Below are 25,146 nucleotides of genomic sequence, written 5' to 3'. Positions count from 1 at the left end.
CTAAATAGAATAACTTACCACATTATTTCAAAACAATATGGACAGAAGAAAATTTCTAAAAGGTTCAGCATTACTTTCAGGATTATTGACCTTATCACCGTCTGATCTCTGGAGCTTCGGGAAAACGATTGAAAATCCCCAGGCAGGAAAAGCAAAGAACATCATCTTTATGGTAAGTGATGGGATGAGTCTCGGAACACTTTCCATGGCAGACCTGTATTCCCGGAATATTTTGGGAAAGGGGAGTAACTGGCTCAATCTGTATCACGACAAAAAAGTGAGCCGTGCTTTGATGGATACTGCTTCAGCAAGTTCTATTGTTACAGATTCCGCTGCCGCAAGTTCAGCCTTTGGAGGTGGAATAAGAGTTAAAAACGGGACCCTGAACATAGGAGCCAATGGTGAAAAACATCTTCCCATATGGCAGCAATATAAAAAAGCAGGGAAGAAAGCAGGCTGTGTGACAACTGTTACCATTACGCATGCCACTCCTGCAGGATTTTGTATAAATTCTTCAAAAAGAAATGCAGAACCCCAAATCGCTGAAATGTATGCCGAGCTGGAACTGGATGTACTGTTAGGAGGCGGAGACGAATTTTTCAATCCAGTAAAAAGAGAAGACAAAAAAGATCTTTATTCCCTATACAGCAAAAAAGGATACAGGATTCTAAAAACACAAAACGATCTGAAAGAAATCAAAAAAGGAGAGAAATTATTAGGCATATTCAGTACAGGAGCATTGCCTTACAGCATTGACAGAGCACATCTTCAGGAATTCAACAATACACCAACTCTTGCTGAAATGGCAAAGACTGCTATTGATCAGATGAAAGATCATTCCAACGGTTTTGTTCTTCAGGTGGAAGCCGGAAAAGTAGACTGGTCAGCACATGCCAATGATGTAGCAGCGCTCATTCACGATCAGCTGGCATTTGATGAAGCGGTAAAAACAGTAATGGATTTTGCCGAAAAAGACGGAAATACATTAGTCATTATCACTACAGATCATGGAAATGCCAATCCCGGAACCATTTACGGAACTGATGCCACCAAGAACTTTAACAGCATTTCAGACTATAAATACACCAATGAATATATTCTGAACAAAATTCAGAAAGATGATTCTGCAAAAGATATTAAAGATTGGATCTATGAAGGCAACAAAATCATTCTGAACAATGATGAAGCCAAACACCTTCTGAGTTTTTACAACGGGTTGGAGAAAGAGGAAGAAGGGCTCTATAATTATAAAAAACTGCCTTTCAAGCTTTATTCGGAAATTCAGAAAAGCAGGAATTCTGTGGGATGGATCAGCATGGATCATTCCGGAGATTATGTAGAAGTGGCGGCTTATGGTCCCGGAAATGAACTTCTACAGCCTTTTATTAAAAATACAGATCTGCATGATCTGATGCTGAAAGCCTGTTTGATATAGACATTCATATTTTTTCATATTTAATTATTTGGGAGAGTGCAAGGCGGATTGATTGTGTCCGCCTTGTTTTTTTGTGATTTATTATCAGATCTTGTCAGTAATGATTTATTTACATACTTTTTATAATATCGCCTAATCTTTTCAGGGCATTTTCTACTTTATCATTCCAAACATTGTTGCAGCTGATCCGGATATAGTTTCTATACTCTCCATTATTGGAAAACAGCGGTCCGGGAGCAAAATTTACAAACTGGTCAATAGCTTTTTTCTGAAGTTCAAATGCATCAATATGGGCAGGCAGCTCTATCCACAAAACCAAACCTCCATCAGGCCGGCTCATCCGGATATCGGTTGGAAAATATTTTTCTATCGTCTGAATCGTCAACAGCATCAGTCTATGCAGTTCAGGCCGAAGCTTACGCAAATGACGATCATAAGCCCCTGTTTTAAGCAACTGTAGCATAGAGGACTGTACAATACTTGCTGTAGCAACATTAGTAACCGCTTTCAATTTGCCCACCTGTTCCGAAAACCGTCCTGCAGCACACCAGCCGATTCTGTAACCGGGTGCAGCCGATTTGGAAAAAGACGAGCAAAGCATCACCCAGCCATGCTCGTCATAGCTTTTTATAGTTGTTGGACGTTGTGCCTGGAAGTGCAAATCTCCATAAATATCATCTTCTATGACCGGAACCTGCATTCTTTCCGCAAAAGCGGATATTGCTGATTTTTTCTCATCATTTAAAGTAATACCATTCGGGTTATTAAAATTTGAAATTAGCAGACATGCAGCAATTTTTTGCCTGCTGCAGATTTCTTCTAATTCCTGAATATTGATTCCGGCCAAAGGACAGCTGGAGAATTCAATGACGTTGAGATCAAGACTTTCTATTGTCTGCAATATACCATGGTAGATGGGGGACTGTACAAGTACGGTATCACCCGTTTTTGCTACAGCACGCAGACATAGACTGACTGCTTCCAAAGCGCCATTGGTGATCACCACATCATCAGCCGCAAGATTATCCTGCCAAAGAAAAGATCTTCGGGCAATTTCGGTTCTCAACTCACTATTTCCCGCAGCAGGTTCATACTGTAAATGCTGGCCTGTTAAATCTCTGGAAGCCTGCTGTAAACTTCTCCGCAAAGCATTAAAAGGCAGATAATCCGGATGTAAAACAGCGTTAAAAAATGAAACATATAATTTGTTTTCCGAATCTGGAAATGAAACTTCCTGCAACACTTTTCCGATCGCTATTTTTTGAGCAAGCGTATTGTTTTCAGCCTGCTTTGGCAGACTTACCAAAGAAACTGAGGTACGGAGCACCACAAATCCTGACCTTTCTTTTCCTGCCACCAAACCCTTATCTTCCAATAGAGTGAAAGCTTTCAAAATAGTACCAACACTTATATTAAACTGTTGCCGGATACTGCGCAATGAAGGAAGTTTAGCTCCAACAGGATATGTTCCGTTATTAATGGAAAGTTCAAACTTATCCGCCAATGCTATGTATTGAAAATCCCTCATCTGTTATATTAATATATTCATTTTTTGTATCTGTTACAATACGACAAAGATATCTACTTTTACTGAACAAAAAAATAAGAAGAACATGAAAAAATTAGGATTGGTAGGAGGCATCAGCTGGGCTTCTACTTTAGACTACTACCGTCTTTTAAATGAAGGAATCAATCGGCAGTTAGGTGGATTGAATTTTGCAGAATGTATTATTTATTCCGTCAACTTTAACCATTTTCAGCAATTTAATGCAGAGTATGACTGGGATGCTACCTTTGAACTTCTGTACAATGCTGCCGAAAATTTAAAAAAATCAGGAGCAGAAGCTATTGTACTTTGCGCCAACACAGCCCATATTGTTGCTGACAAGATTGAAGAACGAATAGGGTTGCCGCTCATTCATATTACAACTGCTACAGCCAATGCTGTTAAACAGAAAGGATTAAAAAAAATCGGTTTATTGGGAACAAGCTATACGATGGAACTTGATTTTTATAAAAATAAGCTCATAGAAGGCGGTCTGGACCCTCTTATTCCAGAGAAAAGTGAAGACAGAGATTATATTGAGGATATTTTAAGAAATGAATTGAGCAGAGGAATTATTAATCCTGAAACTAAAAAAAATTATCTGAAAATAATTCAGGAGCTTATAGACCGTGGGGCAGAGGGAATTATTTTAGGCTGTACAGAAATTCCACTGCTGATCAAGCAGGAAGATGTTGCTGTTCCGGTATTTGATACCATCCAGATTCATGTAGATGCTGCTGTTGCATTTGCCGTTTCAAAGCAAAATATCACAGTTAATTCATAAAACCCTCAAATACAATATAAATACAGTTCAATTTAAAAGAAACCAACAATAATGGAGTAGTTCAATTTATTTAACGGTTTCAAACATAAGTACCCTATCATTAGATGTGGTACTTTTTATTTTCATAATGCCTGTTATTACTTTTTTTAGTCTCCGATATAATAAGAAGGGATATAATACCTCATTTTTTTTAATGTTTCCGACTCAAAAAAGATCCAAAACTATGCCTTGGGTCTTTCATGCTTTTATTTTTTCCTTTTGAGAAGTACATTTTTTGTTTTTAATACGACATGTTTTGCCGCTGTCAGGAGATAATTTTACATCAGAATAAAATGAATTTCAATATAAATAAAGACGATTTAATAATAAATAGTATGATTTACAGCATATCACATTAAAGTTATTTTTGTGTCTTAAAAAATGTTAAATTCGCGCAAGTTTTCAATAAACTAATTACTAACTCAGAAAACAACAACACGGGAATGAAAAAATTCTATATCGGTGCATTCACTTTATGCACGGTCTTGGGTATCTCTGCCCAGGAAGTGGTATGGCAGAAAGACATCAAATCCTCTACCCAGGATTTTCTTAGCCAAGTTACTACTACAATCGATCAGCAGTATCTTATTACGGGAAGCTCTATTCAAAGCGATAAGCAGCAGGCTTCAGGCAGTAAGCAGAACAATGGGTATGATTTCCATCTTGTAAAACTCAATCAACAAGGAAATGAAGTCTGGGAGAAATACTTCTCAGGAACAAATCATGATTATTTATCAGCCACAGTTACAACACAAGATGGCGGATTTCTATTGGCCGGAACCTCTTACTCAGGAAAAGGTCTGGATAAAAAAGAAGATTCAAAAGGAGGTTCAGATATCTGGCTGATCAGGATCAATGAATTTGGTGATGAATTATGGCAGAAAACTTTAGGAAGTTCTTCCGATGAAGAAGCAAGAGCTGTTATTCAAACCACAGATTTAGGGTTCTTTGTTGCTGGTAACGTACAGAATTCTTCAAAAGGATATGGTTCAAAAGATGTTTCGCTCACAAGACTTGATAAAGAAGGAAAAGAACTCTCCCAATTAATTTTAGGCGGAAAAGGTTTAGACGAAGTGGAGAAGATGATTCCAACAAAAGATGGCGGAGCCTTACTGGGAATTTATTCCAGAAGCGGAGCTGTTAAAACAAATAATCAGCAATCAACGATCAACACTAATACTTCGACCGACAAATCTGCAACCAATAACCTGTTATCTGCAACCTCAAAGCAAAGCGACAATTTCGGTGAAGGTGACTATTGGATTGTCAAGTTGGACAAAAATGGAAAAGTAGAATGGGAGAAGAACTTTGGAGGGAAAGGAGATGATCATATCAGAACTCTGGCATTAACTTCAAATGGCTTTATCATTGGTGGAGAATCCAGATCAGAAAGATCAGGAAACAAAACGGTTGGAATTGAAGAAGGAACAGACCTCTGGCTGATTTCTTTAAATGAAAGAGGAGAGGAACAATGGCAGAAATCCTACAATTTTAAAAACAGAGATATTTTGATGGGGATGAGTGTAATTCAGAGCCAGGATTCAAGAGCCAAGAATCAAGACTTTACAAAAGGAATTTTATTAGGAGGTTATACCCAAGCTGAAGGAAGAATACAAACCGATGATGAAACCTTCTGGATGCTCTACTTGGATCAAAATGGCAATGAGCAGTGGAGAAAGCATGTAAAAGGAGAATCCAGACAAAAAGAAGAAAGACTTTCTGATTTAAAGCTGAACAGAGACGGTTCAATTATTCTTGCCGGAACCAGTGCAGAAGAACTGGGTAAAGAGAACTGGAAGATCATAAAGCTGGGTGACAAAGAGGTTGATCAGTTAATCGAAAAATACGACATCAAGATTTATCCAAATCCTGTCTCAGATTATGCTTATGTAGAAATAGGCTTGGACTTCAAAGAAGCAGATATCCTGTTGTATGATATGAGCGGAAGACAGCTTCAAAGTATAAAAACAAAGAACAATGTGACTAAGATTAATACCCAGGCTTTGGTGCAGGGAGCATATCTGGTAACGATAAAAACTGACAACAATAAAACGGCGAATGCCAAATTAATCAAGAAATAAACACAAGATAATGAAAAAAACCATAATTTCACTGGTAATCCTTGTTGCCGGTATGGGGCAATTTTATGCCCAGCAACAGCAGGTTAATTTCGGAGATTCTTCCAGACCTGTACCCTCTGTTTCTTCCCTTGCCACCTATGCCAATACTCCTGTATCCAATGCAACAGGTCTTCCGGATATTTCTTTCCCATTGTTGGGATTACCAACTTCCAACAATGGGATGAGCTTAAATGTAGGAATGTCTTACAACCCTATGAATGTCTCACAAAGTGAACCTGCCAGCCAAACAGGTACAGGATGGACCGTTTTTACCGGAGGTGTTATCTCAAGAAGTATAGAACTTGATATTGATGAGATGTATGATGATCCTTCTAATGGTAATTATGTTAAAAATAATTTTAATGACATTTATTATTACAATCTTCCGGGCGTTTCCGGAAAATTCAAATTTAAGAGGAATCTTACCACTAATACTTTTGAACTGGTCAATCTTTCTTCCAATAAGATTAAGATAGAGTATACCCGCACCAGTAATACCGCAACCCTCATCCTTGATTCCTTTACCATAACCGATACAAATGGTACAAAATATTTTTTCAATGATTACAGCAGAAGTAATCAGGAAAGAAATTTTTATTCACAAGGAGGAAAGGTGTATAGATCTGCCTTCTTTTTATCCCAGATTAAAGATGCCAATAATGTGGAGCTTGCTAACTTTACATATCAGAAAAATATAAAATACAAGGATAATTCCACCACACTGGTCTATGAAACCTGTAAGTTAAAAACAATTACCTCCCCCGGTTTCGGAAAAATTGAATTTGACTATTTATATGACTCTTTTTTGGAGGGTAGTATGAATGATCCGTATCAGCTTCAGAAAATAAGTTTAAAAGACAATTATAACCATATAATTTCCGGCTACGGCTTTGAATATACAGGAAGTCCTTTAAGAACTTTAATGAAACTTAAAAAGCTGGATAAGAATGAATCTGTTTCTGAAACAACAGAATTTGAATATGGTGCGTCTGCAGCTCCACAATCTCCGGGAATGAACCCCCATGATTTATGCGACCAATCTACTTTGCCCACGTTACCTAAAGCAGTTTATGGAGTTTTAAAGAGAATAATAAGCCCGGCCAAAGGAGTGGTAGAATATAATTTTGAGCCGAATCAATATTATAAGGATCAAAATGAGCAAAGCTATGTAAATTCTATTTTGAGCGGAAATAGCTTTATAGATCCGGAATTACAATATTTGAGCCCGTTTAAGGATATATTGTATAATACCACTAAACCAATACCCAATTACCCCTTTACGGTTTCAGGAACAACACCAACCAAAAAAGTGTTTATTATCTTTGGTGTTGATCAATTCTATCCTGTCCCGCCTTATTGGGATACCAATACTCCTCCCAAAGTAGATTATACAATTTATAACAGTAGCGGAATGGCAGTAGGGGGAAGCCAGTGCTATTCTTACCAGTATTACTCAGTAAGAGAATATGATCTGCCACCCGGAAATTACGTCTTAGGGGTTACAGGATCCGGAGGAAGAGGTTTGGCCAATTTATTCGGAATGGAACATGTTACTCAGCCTTTTCCTAACAGGGTAACAGGAAAAGGAATAAGAATCGCCAGTATTAATTATTATAACAGCAAAGCGGAAACAATTCCCGTAAAATCTACAAAATTTGAGTATAACAGTTTTTCAGACAGCCAGACTTCATCAGGCGTTTTATTCTCTCCGGAATTAGATGCCAATGCTGACAGCTATCCATTATATAAAAATGTTAAAATAACAGAGGCTGATAATAGCAACGGCTATGTGAAGTATTATTACAAAAACCCGGACGATTATCCTAAGACGGCAGATTCCTGGCCTTATTATTCTTTAACCAGCGGTGGATTACTGGATAAAAAAGAAGTGTATAATGCACAAAACAAACTTCTGGTTTCTGAGCAGAATAATTACACTTTTGAAGAAATCTTCGGATTAAATGATTATCAACTTTGGAGCAATAACTCTTTAACTTCCAAGCCAGGATGGCTGACAAAATCATCGGTTACCTCCACCAGCTATTTTGATAACGGGCAAAGTATAGAAGAGAAATCGGAAACCAATTTCAATGCGTTCAATTTTGGTGTAATATCTACCAAAAAAGTGGTGGATGGAAACACAGTAGAGCAACTTTATACCTATCCTGAAACCGGATATGCCAACCTGTCCAATGCTTATATTTTAGATGCTCCTGTTATAGCGGAAGAAAAAAATGATGGAAAAACCGCTTCCAAAGCAGAGACAAAATATGATAATGCAGGCAGTACACTCCCAACTTCTGTAGTAACTACCAATATTAGTGATGGAACTACAAAAACGACTATGAAATTTGATCTCTATGATGAAAAAGGAAATCTTCTGCAGTTTACATCTTCCGTAGGAATTCCCACGGCTATTGTATATGGCTATGACAAAACACAGCCTATTGCTAAGATAGAAGGAGCAACCTATGCACAAGTATCACCTTATATTCAGACTATTGTAGATGCTTCCATTGCAGATGCCCAAAACCCGGCTAATGAATCGGCACTACTTACTGCACTGGATAATTTCAGAAAAACAGCTGCATTGAAGGACTTTCAGATCACAACAATAACCTATGATCCTCTCATAGGAATGACTACAACAACTCCGCCCAATGGTATCAGAGTAATTTATAAGTACGATGCTAATAACAGGTTACAAAAAATTGTAGATATGAACGGAGTAACCCTGAAAGAATATCAATACAACTACAAAAACTAAAGCACAATGAAAAAAATACTACTACTACTCAATTTGTTTGTGGTTGGTTTCACCTATGCACAGACTAACCTTAGTTCGACAGAGAACTATGTATATGAAAAAAACTGTCTGACAGAAGATTGCTCCAAAAAAACAGAATCCGTACAATATTTTGACGGACTTGGAAGAGCAAAGCAAAATATAGCGGTAAAAGCAACTCCCTCCGGAAAAGACATTGCCATTCCCGTAGAATATGATGCCTATGGAAGACAGGTAAAAAGCTATCTGCCTGTGCCACAATCAGGGACACAAAACGGAGCTTTATACGCCAACCCGCTTTCCAATGCGTCTACCCTATACGGAAATGAAAAAATCTATGCCGAAAAAATATTGGAATCTTCTCCTCTGGGAAGACCACAGGAACAAAGACAAGTGGGTAACGACTGGACAGGACATCCCGTACAGTTTTCGTATGCTGCCAACACCTCAGCAGATGCCGTGAAAAAATATACCGTGGTAACAAATTGGGTAGAGGGACGAACTAATGGAGCACCAAATCTTTCAGGAACTTATCCGGAGAACACTTTATACAAATCTGCCGTTACGGATGAAGATGGTAATATAACGACCCAATTCAAAAATAAGAAAGGACAGACCATCTTAACAAGAAAAAAAGACGGAACCCAGAATGCAGACACGTATTATATATACAACGAATATGGCGGACTGGTTTATACACTTCCTCCATTAGCTTCTGCTTCTACGTTAACCCCCACTGTATTGAATAATCTTTGCTACCAGTACCGGTATGATGGCTGGAACAGGCTGGTAGAAAAGAAAATCCCGGGAAAATCCTGGGAATATATGGTATATAATAAGGCAGATCAACTTATCTTGTCTCAGGATACCATCCTGAAAGGAAAAGGACAATGGCTTTTTACCAAATATGATCAGTTTGGAAGAATCATTTACACTGGAATCACCAATAATCCTGCCGGCAGGGCATCCATGCAAAACAGTGCCAATATCAATACTAATTTATATGAAACCAGAACTGCTACAACAGGATTTGTCTTAAATGGCCTGCCTGTATATTATACTAAAGTATCTACTCCTACCGGTCTTAATGTATTGTTAAGTGTTAACTATTATGACACTTATCCTTCATACAGCTTCAATCCGGCTTTTCCTTCTTCCATTATGGGAAAGGTGCCGCTATCTGACAATTCAGCAGCTAATGCAGTAAGCACGAAAAGTCTTCCTGTAATGAGCCTTGTAAAGAATATTGAAGATGATAACTGGACGAAAAGTTATGTCTACTATGATAACAAAGGAAGAGTAATCGGAACGCATTCTATTAATCATTTAGGAGGATACTCCAAAACAGAATCTGAACTTGATTTTGTAGGTGTTCCTCAAAAAAGCAATGTGTATCATGTAAGAAAACCGGGTGAACAGGGAGTAATCATTAAACAGCGTTATGTCTATGATTCAGGAAACAGGCTTTTACAGCATTACCATCAGGTAGATGACAAACCTGAAGAATTATTATCAGAAAATACCTATAATGAGCTTTCTCAAATAACGAGCAAAAAAGTAGGGAATAATCTTCAGAGTATAGATTATACCTACAATATTCGTGGCTGGCTGTCTGATATCAATAAGAGCCAGATGGCACTGGCAGATCTGGGAGGAAAACTTTTTTCCTATGCCATTAAGTATAACAAAAAAAATGGGATCGATAATCCTGATCCTGCACAATTTTCAGGAAAGAATGTAGCCCCGAAATATAATGGAAACATTACAGAAGTAGATTGGAGAGCGGTAGAAACAGTAGGGGTAAATCCTTCGCTTACCCCAAAAAGATACGGCTATGCTTATGATTCAATGAACAGGATTACCGCGGGTTATTATCAAAACCCGGGCAACCCGTACAGTAAAGAAAATACGGAATCATTATCATATGATCTCAACGGAAATATCAGCAGTCTGTACAGAACTTCCGTAGCGGAGTATGGAAGCAATACGGCAACCGTAATTGATAACCTGGACTATGTCTATACAGGAAATCAGGCGACAAACATCAATGATATTTCCCAAAACCCGACAGGCTATGAAGGCGGAGGAAATACCATCACGTATGACCTGAACGGGAATATGCTGACCATGCAGGATAAAGGAATCAGCTCCATTAAATACAACTTCCTGAACCTGCCCAATTATCTGAATGTAAATAAATCCGGAAACGAAGATGTTACCATTAATACGAAATACAGAGCAGATGGAATAAAGTTGTCTAAGGAAAATATAACAACGATTACCGGATTTAACGGCTCTACAACGACAAAAAGGTTTACGGACTATTTAGACGGTTTTCAATATCTAAGAACAGAAAATTCCGGTTCAGGTGGTGGTTCGGAAACGTTGATGCTTTCTTCAATGTCTGCCAGAGCCATGCAGCCGGAAGCCTTTGGGATGATTACAGACCCTACTGTACAGCCTGTAGGAGAAGGCTGTACAGCCAGTCTGAAAACTCCGGATTTGCAGTATTTACCCACTGCAGAAGGATTTTATGATTATCAGAAAGATCAGTATATTTACCAATACAAAGATCATTTGGGGAATGTAAGGGTTTCTTATGGAAGAAACAGCACAGGAGCTCTTGAAATTACAGATTCTAATGATTACTATCCTTTTGGGATGAATCACCTGAAAACAGGAAATGCATTCTTTGGGCGGGGAAGTTATAAAGATAACAAATACAACGGCAAAGAACTGCAAGAAACAGGCATGTACAGCTATGGCTGGAGAGACTATATGCCGGATATAGGAAGATGGAACGGGATAGATCAGTTGGCAGAAAGCTACCTTTCTACCAGTACATATGCATATGTAGCTAATAACCCTATTTTAATGACAGATCCTGATGGCAGATGGATGGATGATACAGGACATATTACCGATACAACAGGACAGACTTCTGGATTTCTTGGGTCATCATATAAACCCCAAGATGCTACCAATTATCTTGGTGTAAAATATGGAGATGGGGCTGGTGGAGATACTTTTGGAGAAACACAAACTTATAGAGATATTATGGCTTATCTTGCTGAGCCTGAAACAGAATATTTTAAAGAAACTAATTTTGGGGAGTTTGCTGGATTAAATGACTTCAACCCTGAAGAGCCTGTTAGTTTCTTTGGGAAAGGAGATGAGGCTGTTTTTCATCAAGTATATAAACAAATGTATGAGCTGTTTAAAAGTACTAAAGGAGATGGAATCTTTAGAGCCTATGGACATGGTAATTTTGAAACATTATTTAATGGTGAGGAAAGAATAAGAGATGCTAAAACCTTTGATTCCGTAATGAGTTCAAAAAATAAAAACTGGAATAATGTAGATAATATGAAAGATCCTATTTTAATCATATATGCTTGTTTATCGGGAACAGAGAACAATGGAAGATTGGTTCCTATGGGAAAACAAATATCTCAAGCACACCCTAAACTTACCGTTTTTGCATTTAATGGCTTTGTCACTTATGATGCAAGTGTAAGTGGTATAAAAAATAGTAATCTTAAACAAAACTCTGGAGATGGGAATGGAATTATTAAAGTGTATTATGGCGGTAAGGCCATTGCAGCATATCAATACAAAGAATTTCTTAAACATTATCCAGCATTTAAATAATAATAAAATATGAAAAATATAATATTTTTATCATTTTTTTTATTCCTAGCATGTAATAAGGAAGCAGATAAAAAAAATGACTTAAAGGATAAGCAAAAACTTAAATTAGAAAACATTCTTGAGAAAGAAGACACTAATACAGAAGAGTACACACAATACAAAGACAATAAGTTTGATTTTAATGATAAACAACTGTATGAAAATTTAAAGAAGGCAATATATGAAGGAGATACCCTCGCATATAAATCAGCTTCTAAACATTATATCATTAACGGACGATATAAAGAATTTTTATATTATGCGATACTCATGGCAGAAAAGAATAATTATAAAGAAGCCTACTGGGATATATCAAGTATTTTAGCCTCAGAACAGCATGAACTATATGCTAGTCAATATGAAACTTATTCTTTACTAAAATCATATGAAATGGGTGATAAAGGTGCTAAACAATCCGTAAAAAATATTTATACAGATAAAGGTAAAAAAATACCTAAATCTAGCTCCATTTATTGCTCTAAATAAAAAATGTGGACGTTTATATAAAGTAAAAACTTTCCTGACTAAACTCAAGAAAGTTTTTGGTCCTGAAAATAAGTTAAAATATATTTACAAAACTAAGGGTGACATTACAACTATTTATGATTATTCCAAAGATGGAAAATTAATGATGAAATTAAATTTCAAGCAAGATCAATTTATCGACACCATATATTTCTATGATTTTGATAATCATTATACAGTAATAGATAGCTCTAGGGGTAAATATTTCTACGGAACTCAAATACTTACTTATGATAATGGAAAATATGCATATAAGGGACCATATAGATATACTAAAAATATTGATCCCAAAAAAATTGCTAAAAGCTTACTAAAATTTGGTCAGCATAGTACTTATAATACTGATGGTAGTTTAAAAGAAGAGCTAAGTTTTAAAATAATTGGCGATTCTTCATTTGCTACTAATACAAAAAAATAGCAGAACATTATAATATCATTTTAGAAATTCCATGATAAATTCTGATGATGTTCTAAAAACACTAGTAATAGATTAGAGTATTGATTTTCAATACTCTAATTTTAAATTACAACGCAAAGAACTTCGGGAAACCGGCATGTACAGCTACGGCTGGAGAAACTATATGCCAGATATAGGAAAATAGAACGGTATAGATCAACTGGCAGAAAGCTACCTGTCTACCAGTACCTATGCTTATGTAGCCAATAATCCTGTTTTAATGACAGATCCTGATGGCAGATGGATGGATGATTCAGGACATATTACAGATACTACAGGACAGACCTCTGGATTTCTTGGATCATCATATAAACCCCAAGGTGCTACCAATTATCTTGGTGTAAAATATGGAGATGGGGGTGGTGAAAATAGCACTACGATTGGTGGCATTATGAAAAATGCAGGAATTACATTAGGTAGTTTGGAGTCTTTAATGCAACTTAAGTCTGTACTGAATTTAAGGCAACAGTTAATTGATGCTGGCTTTACAACACCAGAAAAAATAAAGGCAATGTATAACCAGAAGGATGCTCTCCTTAAAAAGGTCCCTGCATTAGCGAATATATATAAATATTTTACAAAAGAAACACCAATAGAATTTCAAGAAGGAGGGACCGATGCACCTGGACAACTCTTAAGTAGTACAAATATAGTCGCTCTTAATATGGATAAAATTGATAATATTTTACATTTATCATTTACTTTAGGGCATGAAATGCTTCACCTATACGATTCATATTTTGTAAATCGTTCATTAAGAGAATATTTTGGAAATGGAACCATAGGAACTAGTGCTATCCTTTTATATAATGAATATAGATCTTATAGTTGGATGGTTAGTTTAGGGTATAAAACTAAAAGTGGAAATGACTTAAATATTCTTAATATTATTAAATTTGGGTATGCTGATAAACTTAATACTGATAAGAGCGAATTAGGAACAAAAGCCTATAATTTATTTTTAGAAAAATATAATTTTTTAGATTCTATATACAAAATACCATAAATATGAAATATCTTTTAATATCAATTTTAACAATAATAAATGTAAAATCTCAATTATTACTAAATATTAAATCAGCAGATGCTGGAAATAATAGTAAATTAATTGTTCTGGAAATTTTTAATCCGTCGAATTTAATATATTCATTACCAATAGACACAATCAGTTTCAGGCCTTTTAGTAATAAAAATAATGATATAAATAGTTTTAGACCTTTAATAGAAATAAAACATAAGAATAAGTCTATAAATTATAAAAGTAGCATGTTAGAATTAGATGAAACACAGATTGATCGTGTCAATAATGGAAATAAACTTATATATACAAAAAGTAAGAATGAAATATTAAAAATTAAACCAAAAGAAAAGCTATCAATTCCAATAAAGTTTAATCCTTTCCAATTTAACATTGAAAATGGTAAATACAATAATTTTGAAATTATAAACAATCAAGATTATATTATTACGATTTATCTTGCCACTTTCAAATTTAATTCTACTGATAATGATAAGGAGAGAATTATTTCTAGCAATGATTTTATAAAGAGTAATTCTATTAAAACTAAGTGGAATTATAAAAAAACTAAATATGTAGTGTGGTAATTTCTTGATTAGTAATAATGTTTTCAATCTCTTTTTATAGAGTACCATTATATTTACCAATACAAAGATCATTTGGGAAATGTAAGGGTTTCTTACGGAAGAAACAGCGCAGGAGTTCTTGAAATTACAGATTCTAATGATTACTATCCTTTTGGGATGAATCACCTGAAAACAGGAAATGCATTCTTTGGACGGGGAAGTTATAAAGATAACAAATACAACGGCAAAGAACTGCAAGAGACCGGTATGTACAGCTACGGCTGGAGAGACTATATGCCGGATATTGGAAGATGGAACGGAATAGATCAGCTGGCAGAAGCCTATTCTTCAACTAGTCCATATGCTTATGTAGCCAATAATCCTGTTTTAATGACGGATCCTGATGGAAGATGGATGGATGACTCAGGACATATTACTGATACAACAGGGCAGACCTTTGGTTTTCATGGTCCTTCATATAGACCTCAAAATGTCACCAATTATCTTGGTGTAAACCCAGGAGATGGTGGCGGAGGAGATGGATATAATTTCACAGGAAAGGATGCAGTCACAATGTTCAGCTATTTCAGAGATGGAGGAACAATGTCAGGGCTTAGCTTTGACAATAATGGGGCTATAGGTTGGATAGGAAACCCTACTTTAACTACTTATAGCGGCACAGATATACATGGAGAAATTGATCTCGGCACAGGCTATAGCGCTAAATTTAAGGACCTCCCATTAGATGCATATAAAAACTGGGCAGATTGGGGAGCCAGCACCGCTGGAGGAGGATTTAAGTATCTTGCTAACAAAAGAACAGCCCTTTATAATAGTGGATATTGGATTGATAATCTTGGACAGATGAGAAGCACTGCATACGCAGGAAGAGCTAGAGGATCTCTCATAGGATTAAGAAGCGATTATGTAAAACATACTGCTATGCTTGGAAAATATGCTAAAAGAGCTGGTTATGTAGGTTATGCAATTAGTGCTGGACAAATAGGGTATGGAGTTTATAAGGATGATTGGAAGTTTGGTGTTAAGGCTCAGATAGCAACAGCGAATGTGGCAGGAGGAATGGCAGGAGCGGCAGCAGGAGCTTGGGCATTAGGTAAAGTTGGCGGAGCCATAGGAACCCTTGTTGGCCCTGAGGGAACAATTATTGGTGCTGCAGTTGGTGGTATTGTAGGAGGTATTGTAGGAGGAGTTTGGGGTGGTGATATTGCAGAAGGTTGGGCAAGTAATGCGTTGAATAAAGCTGATTATTAAATATAATAAATAATGAATACAATTGAAATAAAAAACAGTAAAACAAAATTAATATTATTAGTAGCAGGCTCATTGATATTTATAATATTAGGTATCTTTTTAGCAGTTAGTCCTCAAAAATTTGCTTCTTTTATATTTAGAAGTCTAATATTCATACGTTTGGTAGGAATTGTAACGATATTGTTTTTTGGATTATGCTTCATAATTTTAATAAAAAGTTTGCTCACAAAGAAATTTAATCTTATAATAAATGAAAAAGGAATTATTGATAATTCTAGCTATGCAAGTGTAGGAGAAATTTTTTGGAATGATATTAATGCAATAAAAAGAATTGATGTTATGTCGACAAAGTTTTTAATTATTAATGTAAAAGATCCCAATAAATACTTAAATAAAGAAAGTGGTATAAAGAGAAAAATATTAGAAAGAACATATAAAACATATGGTACACCTATTTCGATTTCTTCCAATACACTATCTTATAATTTTGATGAGCTTGAAAAAGCAATTTCCAAATTTTATAATGAATATAAAAGTGCTCCGAAGTAAAAATATAATGATAGAAATACATGGAAAAAATTTGGAACTATATACATTATTTTATTTATGTATTTGATGTTAAGGCTTCTCAAATAATAACCTATCCTATTACTCTAATTTTTGACTTAATTTATAAAATTCCTTTTATAGCAAGTTCGCTCAGAAAGAAAAATAGTTCACCACAAGAAATAAGATTAGCTAGTGAAAATGCAATAAACAATCGTATGTATGGTCAAAACATAACCATTTCAGGCATTCAAATGGGAGGCTTAATAATTCTTATAGAATATGGTTTATTTAATATTTTTCAGGCAATATTAGGAAAGTCGTTAATACAAATCTTTTGGGAACCAAGCAGTTCCTATAAATGGATATTTATAATAGGACTGTTAGTTTTGCCTTGGATTATTAACGAGAAATTACTGTTTAAGAATAATAAATATTTAAAGTACTTTGATAAAGAGCCAAAAAAAATAAGACATAAATATGCTTGGATTAGTTTAGGAATTATCACATTTTTTATTTTAAGTTTTATTCCATTGTCAAAAATATATTAATTAGATAACTGGGTAATGTTCCAAACATGTTGATAATAAATTAGAGTATTGGTTTCAATACTCTAATTTTTAAAATACAACGGCAAAGAGCTCCAGGAAACGGGAATGTACAGCTACGGCTGGAGAGAGTATATGCCGGATATTGGAAGATGGAGCGGGATAGATCAACTGGCGGAAAGCTACCTTTCTACCAGTACCTATGCTTATGTAGCCAATAATCCTGTTTTAATGACAGATCCTGATGGCAGATGGATGGATGACTCAGGACATATCACCGATACAACAGGACAGACCTTTGGGTTTCATGGTTCTTCATATAGACCTCTTCTGTCATTTAGCACAAATGATGGTATGCATACTAACGAAGGCGCCGGCGTTACAGATAATGGAAATAACAGAATTGGACAAGGACCTAAACCTAATATTTTTAAAACAGTAGGAAATTTCATCAAAAAGTTATTTGGTTGGACTAAAAATAAAATAGAAGTAGGAATAGTTGAACCAGTAACTCCTTACGGTGCTATAGAAGACTTTTCGAAGGGCACTGCTAGTTTTCTAGACCGTTATATTCGTCCTACAAAAAGTGACACATTCTATAGTTTTTCCGGAGGAACAAATGATCCTGATAAAGAAACTCTTAATAAGCTGAGACCAGGAGATAAAATTGACTTTAACAAGATCAACTGAAGGATTTATGAAATCTGTAGGAAAAGTTTCTAAAAGATTAGGCTATGTTGGTACAGCTTTAACTGCTGGGGTAACATTATATGAATTTGGAACTGATACTTGGGATGCTCATTCAATTGTAAATCTTGGCCTATTAGGTGCAACCGCTATTGCTACATTTGCCACAGCTCCTGTTATTGTACGGCAGCTCCTGCCATCCTTGCGGGGATCGCAATTTATGGAGTAGCAGACTATATGTTTGGAGTAGGTGATCAGTTAGATAAAAGTATTGGTAGAAAATCTACAATTTGGTACCCGTAAAAAATTAAATGAAAAAATATAAATTTAAAAACTTTTCAATAAAAAGGCTGATATTACTTATGTCTTTTGCTTTTGTTTTAGTAATATTATTAACTATACTAACTTCTATTTATTATAATCCAAGGATTTTTCCTGCGATTGTACTTTTTGTATTAACAGCTTTAATCTTTATGTTAATCAAAAATAATTGCATTATTACATATAATATAATTTTGGACAATGATTATATTTTTTTTAATAATAAAAAAATTGATATAACAGATATTCGTAATTATAATTTCAGTGAAACTGAAAAATTTTATGGATGTAGATTAGTTTTTAAATCCTATAAATTTTTTTTTAATATTCCTAAAAAAGACAGCGGGGATTATTTAGATTTTAAGGAAGATGTAGTTGAAATTATTACTCTTCAAAATAAAAAAAGAAATAATGATCTGATTGTTGAATACAATTGGTATAAAACTAAATTAGCTAAGATTTATGGTTATGTAATGATTGGAATAATGTTAACATGGCTAATGTTAATGGTAATGTTTCCTAATAAATTGAATATATCAAATCTAGGACTATTCTTAATTGTTTCAGTAGGGTTAAGTTCTATAATTTATCAAATTTTTAATAAATCATAGTTCTCTCACTATTATAAATTAATCATGAACAATAAAAGAAAGATTAAAATAATTTTAAGAAATAGAGTAATTCTTTTCGTATTACTATTGGTTATTATATCAAATTTATCAGCAATACTTACTTATATTTATATTGCTAAAACTATTTATCCTGCAATAGCGTTTCTACTTTCTATAATATTAGTTTATATTTTTTGTCGAAGCAGCTTACAGCAAAATGTTGATCTTTATATTACAGAAAATAAGATATTCATTAATGATACTTATTACTTCTTATCAGATTTACAATATTATAGTTTTAATGAAACAAATTATGTTGGGACTATTACACTTAGCTTTATTAATAAAAAGGTAAAATTAAGTCTTTTTCGTAATAAGAATTTAGAATATCAAAAATTAAAAGATGACATTTTAAAATTAATAGATATACATAATAAACACAATAACAAAAAAATTGAAGAGTTTAATTGGTATTTGACCAAATCTGCAAAAATATATGGTTATATAACTGTATTTATACTGATTTTGTGGATTGCTATAATATTTATCTATCCAGAAAAACTAAAACTGTCTAATTTATGTTTACTTTTAGTCGTTTCAGCTGGTCTTTCACCAATCTTATTGAGGATTTTTAGAAATAATAAATCTATATAAAAACTGATAGTTTTTATAATAAATATGGCAAAAATAATATTAGAAGGTTGGAATGAGGGGCTTCAAAAATAGTCTCTTACAAAACTCCAAATTGATTTACTTGGAAAATCATTAAAGGAATCTAAATTAAATGTTGATTATCTTTTGGATGATAAAGAGATGATTATTGAGATTGAAAATTTAGACTTGGCTAATGAATTTATTAAAGAAGCGGAAAAGATTGGCATAATTTGTAAATTAAGATAATGTTGGGGTATTCCCGGCTTGTTGATAACAATTTTTAATAATGAGAAATTTGGAAAAATGGGATTTAAAATATTCAATAGCAGAGTTTGCTATTCCAAGGCTTGAAGCATATAAAAAAGAGGTGGAAAATGATAATATTATGTCTATACCATTATTGATAGAAGATCATAATTTGCCATTTATTTTAGATCAAAATAAAGAATATTCGAAAGAAGAAATAAGCTTAATAAATAAAGAATGGGCTATCATACTACAAAAAATGATATGTTCATTTAAAAGTTTATTAATACCGAATAATGAAATAACCTTTGAAGAGTCACAAAAGATACAGAACGAGGGTATTCAGTTATTCGCAAAATATTATTTTAACTTATGGGACTGAGAAGTAAGGTTTTTAAAATGATAAAGAATATAAATATTGTTAAATCTAAATTCAATAGAATAAAACAGGACTTTTTTAAGACAAACCTATTTGAAAATTTTGATAAAAACTTACAATGTCAAATAAATGACAGCATTTTATTTTTAGAAAATGAAATTCCAATCTTGGCCTATTACGAATTTAACAAGAATTATTGGCTGCTGACAGATATTAGGCTTATTGCAAACGATTTCATTATTTTTCTGGATGATATTGAAATAATTAACATCCCTGAAATTTTTGATGAAGGAAAAGGGAACTCAGAATGCGAAAGTTTAGAAATTGTTAAAAAGAACTCAAATATTTACACTTTAAAATTAGAGAAATTTACATGGTATGCAATTTTTAACATCCTTAATTTTATTATAAGACATTAATTTATGATATGACAACATTCAACGGAATCCAAATAAATGTAGTTGATAATCTGTACGTAGAAACAAAAGGATTAGATTCTTATATAACAAGGGAAATTAGAGTTAGATTCACCTCAAGATGAGAGTGGGTGGTACCTTATCACAGATGATTATAATGATGATATTAAATCATTAAAAATGGTACATTTTTATCATATTGCCTTTGCCCGTCCAGATATTTTGAAATATTTAGCGATACCTTTCGGATACAGATTTTTGATGGAAAATGGTAATATTGTTATCTCAAAAGATTAATAAATTACAAAATACATACACAAAGCACCACATGGATTATGTGGTGATTTCTCTTTCATAATGCCTATTACTTCTTTTAAAATCCAGAATATACCTCAATTCATTTGAAATAAACAGATATATACCTTTATTGTCAAATTTACTACAATGGAATACGAATAATTTCGTATTTTGGTTTACTTATTAAAATAATAATTTAAAGCACCTAAAAATGTTTAAAATATAAACTTTAAGGTTCTGATTATCATTTTTTAATAATCAAAAAAGAAAAATCTCTAATCATTGAAATAATATATGAAGAAGTATCCAATTCCTGGGAATGAAGAAGCCCGAATGAGGAAACTGGAGTTTTTTGATCTTTTAAACCTTGAAAAAGATCCCCAGTTAGACATTTTTGCAGAGACGGCATGCCTGGTGACCGACTGTCCTGCAGGACTTATTGCAATGATGGAAAGCGACACCCAGACCATTCAAAGCTGTGTAGGGCTTGCCCTCGATTTTGTAGACCGGAAAAATACGGTATGCCAGTATTCTATTGCAAGCGGGGATGTTGTAATTATCAATGATACTTTATTAGACGAAAGGTCTTCGGAAAACGCAATAATTCTGGCGGGAGGAATCAGGTTCTATGCAGGAGTACCCTTGATTGATGATGAAGGTTTCGTATTAGGAACCATCTGCGTTATCGATTATAAACCTAAAACGATTACAAATGATCAGATTTCAACCCTGAAAAAAATAGGAGAGGCCATCACAAAAGTTCTGATGGGGAAGAGAAAAAATATTCAGGCTGAATATTTTCAACAGACCTTCAGTATTTCCAATAACCTGATCTGTGTTTTGGATAAGGATTTCTCTATAAAAGATGTCAATCCGGCTTTTGAAAGCGTATTTCAATTGGAGAAGTCTCAGGTTATCGACCAGAATTTCCTCAATATTTTAGGCAGCCACAACTCCCAACTGCAATTACTTACCAAAAACCTCCCCACTACAGATGAAGAAGTAACATTTACCACTTCTACAAACATAGATGATACACAGACTATTATTACAGAATGGTATCTGAAACTGAATCAGGATCATTCTGAAATTTTCTGTTTTGGAATCAATATTACCCAGCGTATCGAAGAGAAACTCAAACTTGAAAGTTCTGAACGCCGTTTCAGAAGCTTCTTCGAAAATGCAATAGGCCTGATGAGTATGCATGATATGGAAGGGAATATTACTGCCGTAAACGAAAAAGGAAGAGAAACCCTGCAGTATTCCGCAGAAGAAGTGGAAGGACTCAACCTGAAAGATCTTGTTCCTGAAAAAAACTGGCCTTTACTGGAACAGTATCTGGAAAGAATCAACAACAACCAGGAAGATTTCGGAACCATGATTCTGAAAACCAAAGGAGGTGAAGAAGTGATCTGGATGTACCACAATCTGGTGGAAATCAACAAAGAAGGAAAACCTTATGTAGTAAGTACCGCACTGAATGTTACCGAAAGAATGACATTGGAAAAAGATCTTGTTCATACCAAAAAAATGCTGGAACAGACAAGTGCTGTAGCCCAGGTGGGAGGATGGGAAGTGAATCTTAAAAAGAATACTGTATTTTGGTCACAGTCTACCAAAGAAATACATAAAATAGACAAAACATTCCAGCCTGATCTGGAAAATGCACTGGGCTTCTATAGCGAAGACAGCCGGGAAAAACTAAAATTCTTATTCGAAAGAGCTGTAAAAGAAGGTGTTCCTTATGATGAAGAATTACAGCTTGTCCGGAATGACGGTGTGACAATCTGGGTAAGGGTAAAAGGAATACCTGAGTTTGAAGAAGAGACCTGTATCAGAGTATATGGGATCATTCAGGATATTGATAATTTCAAAAACATCTACCTTGAACTGGCCAAAAAAGAGGCGATGCTGCAGTCATTTGTCGCCTATGTTCCTGCAACAGTGGCTATGTTTGACAAAGAACTTAATTATCTTTCTGTAAGCAGCAGCTGGAAAGAAGAATTCCAGATGAATGACATCAGGCTGATCGGAGAAAATATGTTCAAAATTTCTCCTAATGTTCCGGATGACAGAATAAAAATTTATCAGAATGCCTTGGCAGGAATTGCCTATAAAAATGAAGACATGGCCATAGAAATCCCTGATAAAGAAGTCATTCAACATTACAATATAGAAGTTACTCCATGGTATCTTTCCACTAATATAATAGGTGGGATCATTGTTTCTGCTCAAAATATTACAGCATCAGTAAGAATCAATAAAGAGCTTAAAAATGCAAAAAAAATGGCTGATATTGCCAATAAAGCAAAATCAGAATTTCTAGCTAATATGAGCCATGAAATCAGAACTCCGCTGAATGGTGTCATCGGCTTCTCTGATCTTCTGCTAAAAACTCCGTTGAATGAGATACAGACTCAATACCTCAATTATATCAATGAATCCGGAGAAAACCTGTTAAACATTATCAACGACATTCTTGATTTCTCTAAAATAGAATCCGGAAAATTGGATCTTTCCATTGAGAAATCCAATGTGTATGATATTGTAAGCCAGGTGATCAACGTAATCCTCTATCAATCGCAGAAAAAAAATATAGAATTACTGTTAAATATAGAACAGGGACTTCCTGAAATCATCTGGGTGGACGAATCCAGGCTAAAGCAGATTCTGATCAACCTTCTTGGAAACGCTGTCAAGTTTACAGCACAGGGAGAAATAGAACTTAAAGTAGAAAAACTGAAGATTGACCATAAAGATATCACATTAAGATTTTCAGTGCGGGACACCGGAATTGGTATTCCTAAAGAGAAACAGCAGTTTATTTTTGATGCCTTCACACAGGAAAACAGCTCTATCAGCAAACGTTATGGCGGAACAGGACTTGGACTTACCATTTCAAACAATATTCTGAAATATATGGGAAGCAGCCTTTCTCTGGTAAGCGAGGTTGATAAAGGTTCTGTTTTCTATTTTGATATTAAGATTCCTTGTGAAATGACAGAGCGCCCTGAAGATGAAGATCTGAAAATAAACAGAGTTCTTATTGTTGATGATAACGAAGCCAACAGAGTGATTCTCCAGCATATGCTTGCCTATAAAAATATAGATTCAAAGCTTGCTGCCAATGGTATGGAAGCCCTTCAGATACTTCTTGCAGGAGAGCGTTTCGATGTTATTCTTATGGATTACCATATGCCGATCATTTCGGGGCTGGAAACGATAGAAAAAATCAAGGAAATGTTTAACAAACAAAATGAACTTTCACCTCTGGTTATCCTTCACACTTCTTCTGAAGAGCATGATGTCATCAATTCTTTCCGTCAGGAAAACAACTCATACTTCCTGCTGAAGCCTATCAAATCTGAAGAACTGTATAAAACATTGAAACAGGCCGTGAAGTACACAGAAAAGGAAATCAGCCAAATTCCACAGCCGGAAACAGAAACTTCAGTACTGATGCAGGCTCCTCAGGTTTTACTGGTAGATGACAACCCTGTAAATATGGTCCTGAACCACAAAATGGTGCGTTCATTAATTCCCGATGCAGAGCTTACAGAAGCTACAGATGGTCTTCAGGCTTGGGAAAAATGTAAAGAAAAAGCATTCAATATCATTTTAATGGATGTTCAGATGCCGGTAATGGATGGTATTGAAGCTACAAAACAAATCCGTTTACTTCCTGGTTATGCCGATGTTCCGATTATTGGAGTCACGGCCGGAAATGTATTGGGTGAAAAAGAAAAATGTATGAATTCCGGGATGAATGACTTCCTGCCGAAACCTTTAAGACAGGCCGATCTGCTGGAAATGCTGAAGAAATATATTATGAATAAAAATCATACAGTTTCTGAGGATTTTATGGATCATTCAAAATATCTTGACATTAATCTTTTGAATGAACAAATAGGCGATGATGATGATGATTTCAGAAAAGTATTTTTGGGTCTCGTCATACAGCAACTTACCCAAGCTGAAGAAGATATAAAAAAAAGCGCAGCTGAAAAAGACAGTACCAACCTGAAATTGATCCTTCACAAGCTCAAAGGAACAGCAGGAACAGCAGGATTGTTACAGCTTACAAAAAATACGGCCAGTTGGGAAAATAAAGCAGAGCCAGACATGGATTTTATCTCCATGGAAAAAGAAATTATCCAGGAAATAACAATAGGATTACAATTAATTAACAACTTAATACAATAAA

The 25,146-nt window shown here is 34.7% G+C and carries 19 protein-coding genes and 1 pseudogene; 19 read left to right on the top strand and 1 reads right to left on the bottom strand.

Translation table 11 applies throughout. The annotated features are described in order from the left end of the window. Nucleotides 1–37 precede the first annotated feature (37 nt). The gene (locus tag GFU89_RS03100) at nt 38–1,435 is read left to right on the top strand and encodes an alkaline phosphatase (protein ID WP_318845745.1); all 1,398 of its coding nucleotides are present in this window, start codon (nt 38–40) and stop codon (nt 1,433–1,435) included. 109 nt (nt 1,436–1,544) lie between these two features. Here GFU89_RS03100 and GFU89_RS03095 read toward each other — a convergent pair whose 3' ends face one another. After that, a complete protein-coding gene (locus GFU89_RS03095) occupies nt 1,545–2,963 on the bottom strand; it encodes a PLP-dependent aminotransferase family protein (RefSeq protein ID WP_318845744.1) in 1,419 nt (472 codons plus the stop codon). A gap of 85 nt (nt 2,964–3,048) precedes the next feature. Between GFU89_RS03095 and GFU89_RS03090 the strand changes: the two genes are divergently transcribed. The 18 genes and pseudogenes from GFU89_RS03090 to GFU89_RS03005 all read left to right on the top strand — a co-directional run bounded on the left by GFU89_RS03090 (nt 3,049) and on the right by GFU89_RS03005 (nt 25,145). Beyond that, nucleotides 3,049–3,765, top strand: a complete 717-nt coding sequence (locus GFU89_RS03090) for an aspartate/glutamate racemase family protein (RefSeq protein ID WP_318845743.1) — start codon at nt 3,049–3,051, stop codon at nt 3,763–3,765. Between the two features lie 482 nt (nt 3,766–4,247). After that, nucleotides 4,248–5,885: a T9SS type A sorting domain-containing protein gene (locus GFU89_RS03085; RefSeq protein ID WP_318845742.1), complete on the top strand. Its 1,638-nt coding sequence runs from the start codon at nt 4,248–4,250 to the stop codon at nt 5,883–5,885. Nucleotides 5,886–5,895: 10 nt separating this feature from the next. Further along, entirely contained in the window at nt 5,896–8,691 is a 2,796-nt protein-coding gene (locus tag GFU89_RS03080) for a hypothetical protein (RefSeq protein WP_318845741.1), read from the top strand. 6 nt (nt 8,692–8,697) lie between these two features. Continuing rightward, on the top strand, nt 8,698–12,360 hold the full coding sequence (locus GFU89_RS03075) for a DUF6443 domain-containing protein (protein WP_318845740.1): 3,663 nt from the start codon (nt 8,698–8,700) through the stop codon (nt 12,358–12,360). Nucleotides 12,361–12,369: 9 nt separating this feature from the next. Further along, on the top strand, nt 12,370–12,885 hold the full coding sequence (locus GFU89_RS03070; protein WP_318845739.1) for a hypothetical protein: 516 nt from the start codon (nt 12,370–12,372) through the stop codon (nt 12,883–12,885). Between the two features lie 142 nt (nt 12,886–13,027). Beyond that, entirely contained in the window at nt 13,028–13,342 is a 315-nt protein-coding gene (locus tag GFU89_RS03065; RefSeq protein ID WP_318845738.1) for a hypothetical protein, read from the top strand. A gap of 259 nt (nt 13,343–13,601) precedes the next feature. Next, the gene (locus GFU89_RS03060; RefSeq protein ID WP_318845737.1) at nt 13,602–14,387 is read left to right on the top strand and encodes a hypothetical protein; all 786 of its coding nucleotides are present in this window, start codon (nt 13,602–13,604) and stop codon (nt 14,385–14,387) included. A gap of 2 nt (nt 14,388–14,389) precedes the next feature. Next, on the top strand, nt 14,390–14,986 hold the full coding sequence (locus tag GFU89_RS03055) for a hypothetical protein (protein WP_318845736.1): 597 nt from the start codon (nt 14,390–14,392) through the stop codon (nt 14,984–14,986). Nucleotides 14,987–15,058: 72 nt separating this feature from the next. Next, nucleotides 15,059–16,237: an RHS repeat-associated core domain-containing protein gene (locus tag GFU89_RS03050; protein WP_318845735.1), complete on the top strand. Its 1,179-nt coding sequence runs from the start codon at nt 15,059–15,061 to the stop codon at nt 16,235–16,237. Nucleotides 16,238–16,249: 12 nt separating this feature from the next. Continuing rightward, the gene (locus tag GFU89_RS03045) at nt 16,250–16,786 is read left to right on the top strand and encodes an STM3941 family protein (protein ID WP_318845734.1); all 537 of its coding nucleotides are present in this window, start codon (nt 16,250–16,252) and stop codon (nt 16,784–16,786) included. 20 nt (nt 16,787–16,806) lie between these two features. Continuing rightward, nucleotides 16,807–17,334, top strand: a complete 528-nt coding sequence (locus GFU89_RS03040) for a hypothetical protein (protein WP_318845733.1) — start codon at nt 16,807–16,809, stop codon at nt 17,332–17,334. An 81-nt stretch (nt 17,335–17,415) separates the two neighbouring features. After that, a pseudogene (locus GFU89_RS03035) lies at nt 17,416–18,021 on the top strand (RHS repeat-associated core domain-containing protein); the annotation flags it as partial. A 7-nt stretch (nt 18,022–18,028) separates the two neighbouring features. Further along, nucleotides 18,029–18,247: a hypothetical protein gene (locus GFU89_RS03030; RefSeq protein ID WP_318845732.1), complete on the top strand. Its 219-nt coding sequence runs from the start codon at nt 18,029–18,031 to the stop codon at nt 18,245–18,247. 82 nt (nt 18,248–18,329) lie between these two features. After that, nucleotides 18,330–18,950, top strand: a complete 621-nt coding sequence (locus GFU89_RS03025) for a hypothetical protein (RefSeq protein WP_318845731.1) — start codon at nt 18,330–18,332, stop codon at nt 18,948–18,950. A 24-nt stretch (nt 18,951–18,974) separates the two neighbouring features. After that, the gene (locus GFU89_RS03020; protein WP_318845730.1) at nt 18,975–19,604 is read left to right on the top strand and encodes a hypothetical protein; all 630 of its coding nucleotides are present in this window, start codon (nt 18,975–18,977) and stop codon (nt 19,602–19,604) included. Nucleotides 19,605–19,890: 286 nt separating this feature from the next. After that, complete coding sequence (locus GFU89_RS03015; protein WP_318845729.1) at nt 19,891–20,232, top strand: hypothetical protein; 342 nt, start codon at nt 19,891–19,893, stop codon at nt 20,230–20,232. Then, nucleotides 20,223–20,648 carry a hypothetical protein gene (locus GFU89_RS03010; protein ID WP_318845728.1) on the top strand — a complete coding sequence of 142 codons (426 nt, stop codon included), beginning with the start codon at nt 20,223–20,225 and terminating at the stop codon, nt 20,646–20,648. Before GFU89_RS03015 ends, GFU89_RS03010 begins: the two co-directional genes overlap by 10 nt. Nucleotides 20,649–21,236: 588 nt before the next feature. Next, a complete protein-coding gene (locus GFU89_RS03005) occupies nt 21,237–25,145 on the top strand; it encodes a response regulator (protein WP_318845727.1) in 3,909 nt (1,302 codons plus the stop codon). Nucleotide 25,146 lies beyond the last annotated feature (1 nt).

The organism is Chryseobacterium sp. JV558 (assembly GCF_033712365.1).
Lineage (GTDB): Bacteria > Bacteroidota > Bacteroidia > Flavobacteriales > Weeksellaceae > Chryseobacterium.
Note: the sequence above shows the minus strand (reverse complement) of the source record. Positions and strands in the feature narration are given on the sequence as shown.

Coding starts and splice junctions, on each gene's coding strand:
- GFU89_RS03055 (WP_318845736.1), top strand. CDS start 14,390: ATGAAATATCTTTTAATATCAATTTTAACAATAATAAATGTAAAATCT.
- GFU89_RS03045 (WP_318845734.1), top strand. CDS start 16,250: ATGAATACAATTGAAATAAAAAACAGTAAAACAAAATTAATATTATTA.
- GFU89_RS03075 (WP_318845740.1), top strand. CDS start 8,698: ATGAAAAAAATACTACTACTACTCAATTTGTTTGTGGTTGGTTTCACC.
- GFU89_RS03070 (WP_318845739.1), top strand. CDS start 12,370: ATGAAAAATATAATATTTTTATCATTTTTTTTATTCCTAGCATGTAAT.
- GFU89_RS03025 (WP_318845731.1), top strand. CDS start 18,330: ATGAAAAAATATAAATTTAAAAACTTTTCAATAAAAAGGCTGATATTA.
- GFU89_RS03030 (WP_318845732.1), top strand. CDS start 18,029: ATGAAATCTGTAGGAAAAGTTTCTAAAAGATTAGGCTATGTTGGTACA.
- GFU89_RS03040 (WP_318845733.1), top strand. CDS start 16,807: ATGGAAAAAATTTGGAACTATATACATTATTTTATTTATGTATTTGAT.
- GFU89_RS03015 (WP_318845729.1), top strand. CDS start 19,891: ATGAGAAATTTGGAAAAATGGGATTTAAAATATTCAATAGCAGAGTTT.
- GFU89_RS03065 (WP_318845738.1), top strand. CDS start 13,028: ATGATGAAATTAAATTTCAAGCAAGATCAATTTATCGACACCATATAT.
- GFU89_RS03020 (WP_318845730.1), top strand. CDS start 18,975: ATGAACAATAAAAGAAAGATTAAAATAATTTTAAGAAATAGAGTAATT.
- GFU89_RS03005 (WP_318845727.1), top strand. CDS start 21,237: ATGAAGAAGTATCCAATTCCTGGGAATGAAGAAGCCCGAATGAGGAAA.
- GFU89_RS03095 (WP_318845744.1), bottom strand. CDS start 2,963: ATGAGGGATTTTCAATACATAGCATTGGCGGATAAGTTTGAACTTTCC.
- GFU89_RS03060 (WP_318845737.1), top strand. CDS start 13,602: ATGACAGATCCTGATGGCAGATGGATGGATGATTCAGGACATATTACA.
- GFU89_RS03080 (WP_318845741.1), top strand. CDS start 5,896: ATGAAAAAAACCATAATTTCACTGGTAATCCTTGTTGCCGGTATGGGG.
- GFU89_RS03100 (WP_318845745.1), top strand. CDS start 38: ATGGACAGAAGAAAATTTCTAAAAGGTTCAGCATTACTTTCAGGATTA.
- GFU89_RS03085 (WP_318845742.1), top strand. CDS start 4,248: ATGAAAAAATTCTATATCGGTGCATTCACTTTATGCACGGTCTTGGGT.
- GFU89_RS03090 (WP_318845743.1), top strand. CDS start 3,049: ATGAAAAAATTAGGATTGGTAGGAGGCATCAGCTGGGCTTCTACTTTA.
- GFU89_RS03010 (WP_318845728.1), top strand. CDS start 20,223: ATGGGACTGAGAAGTAAGGTTTTTAAAATGATAAAGAATATAAATATT.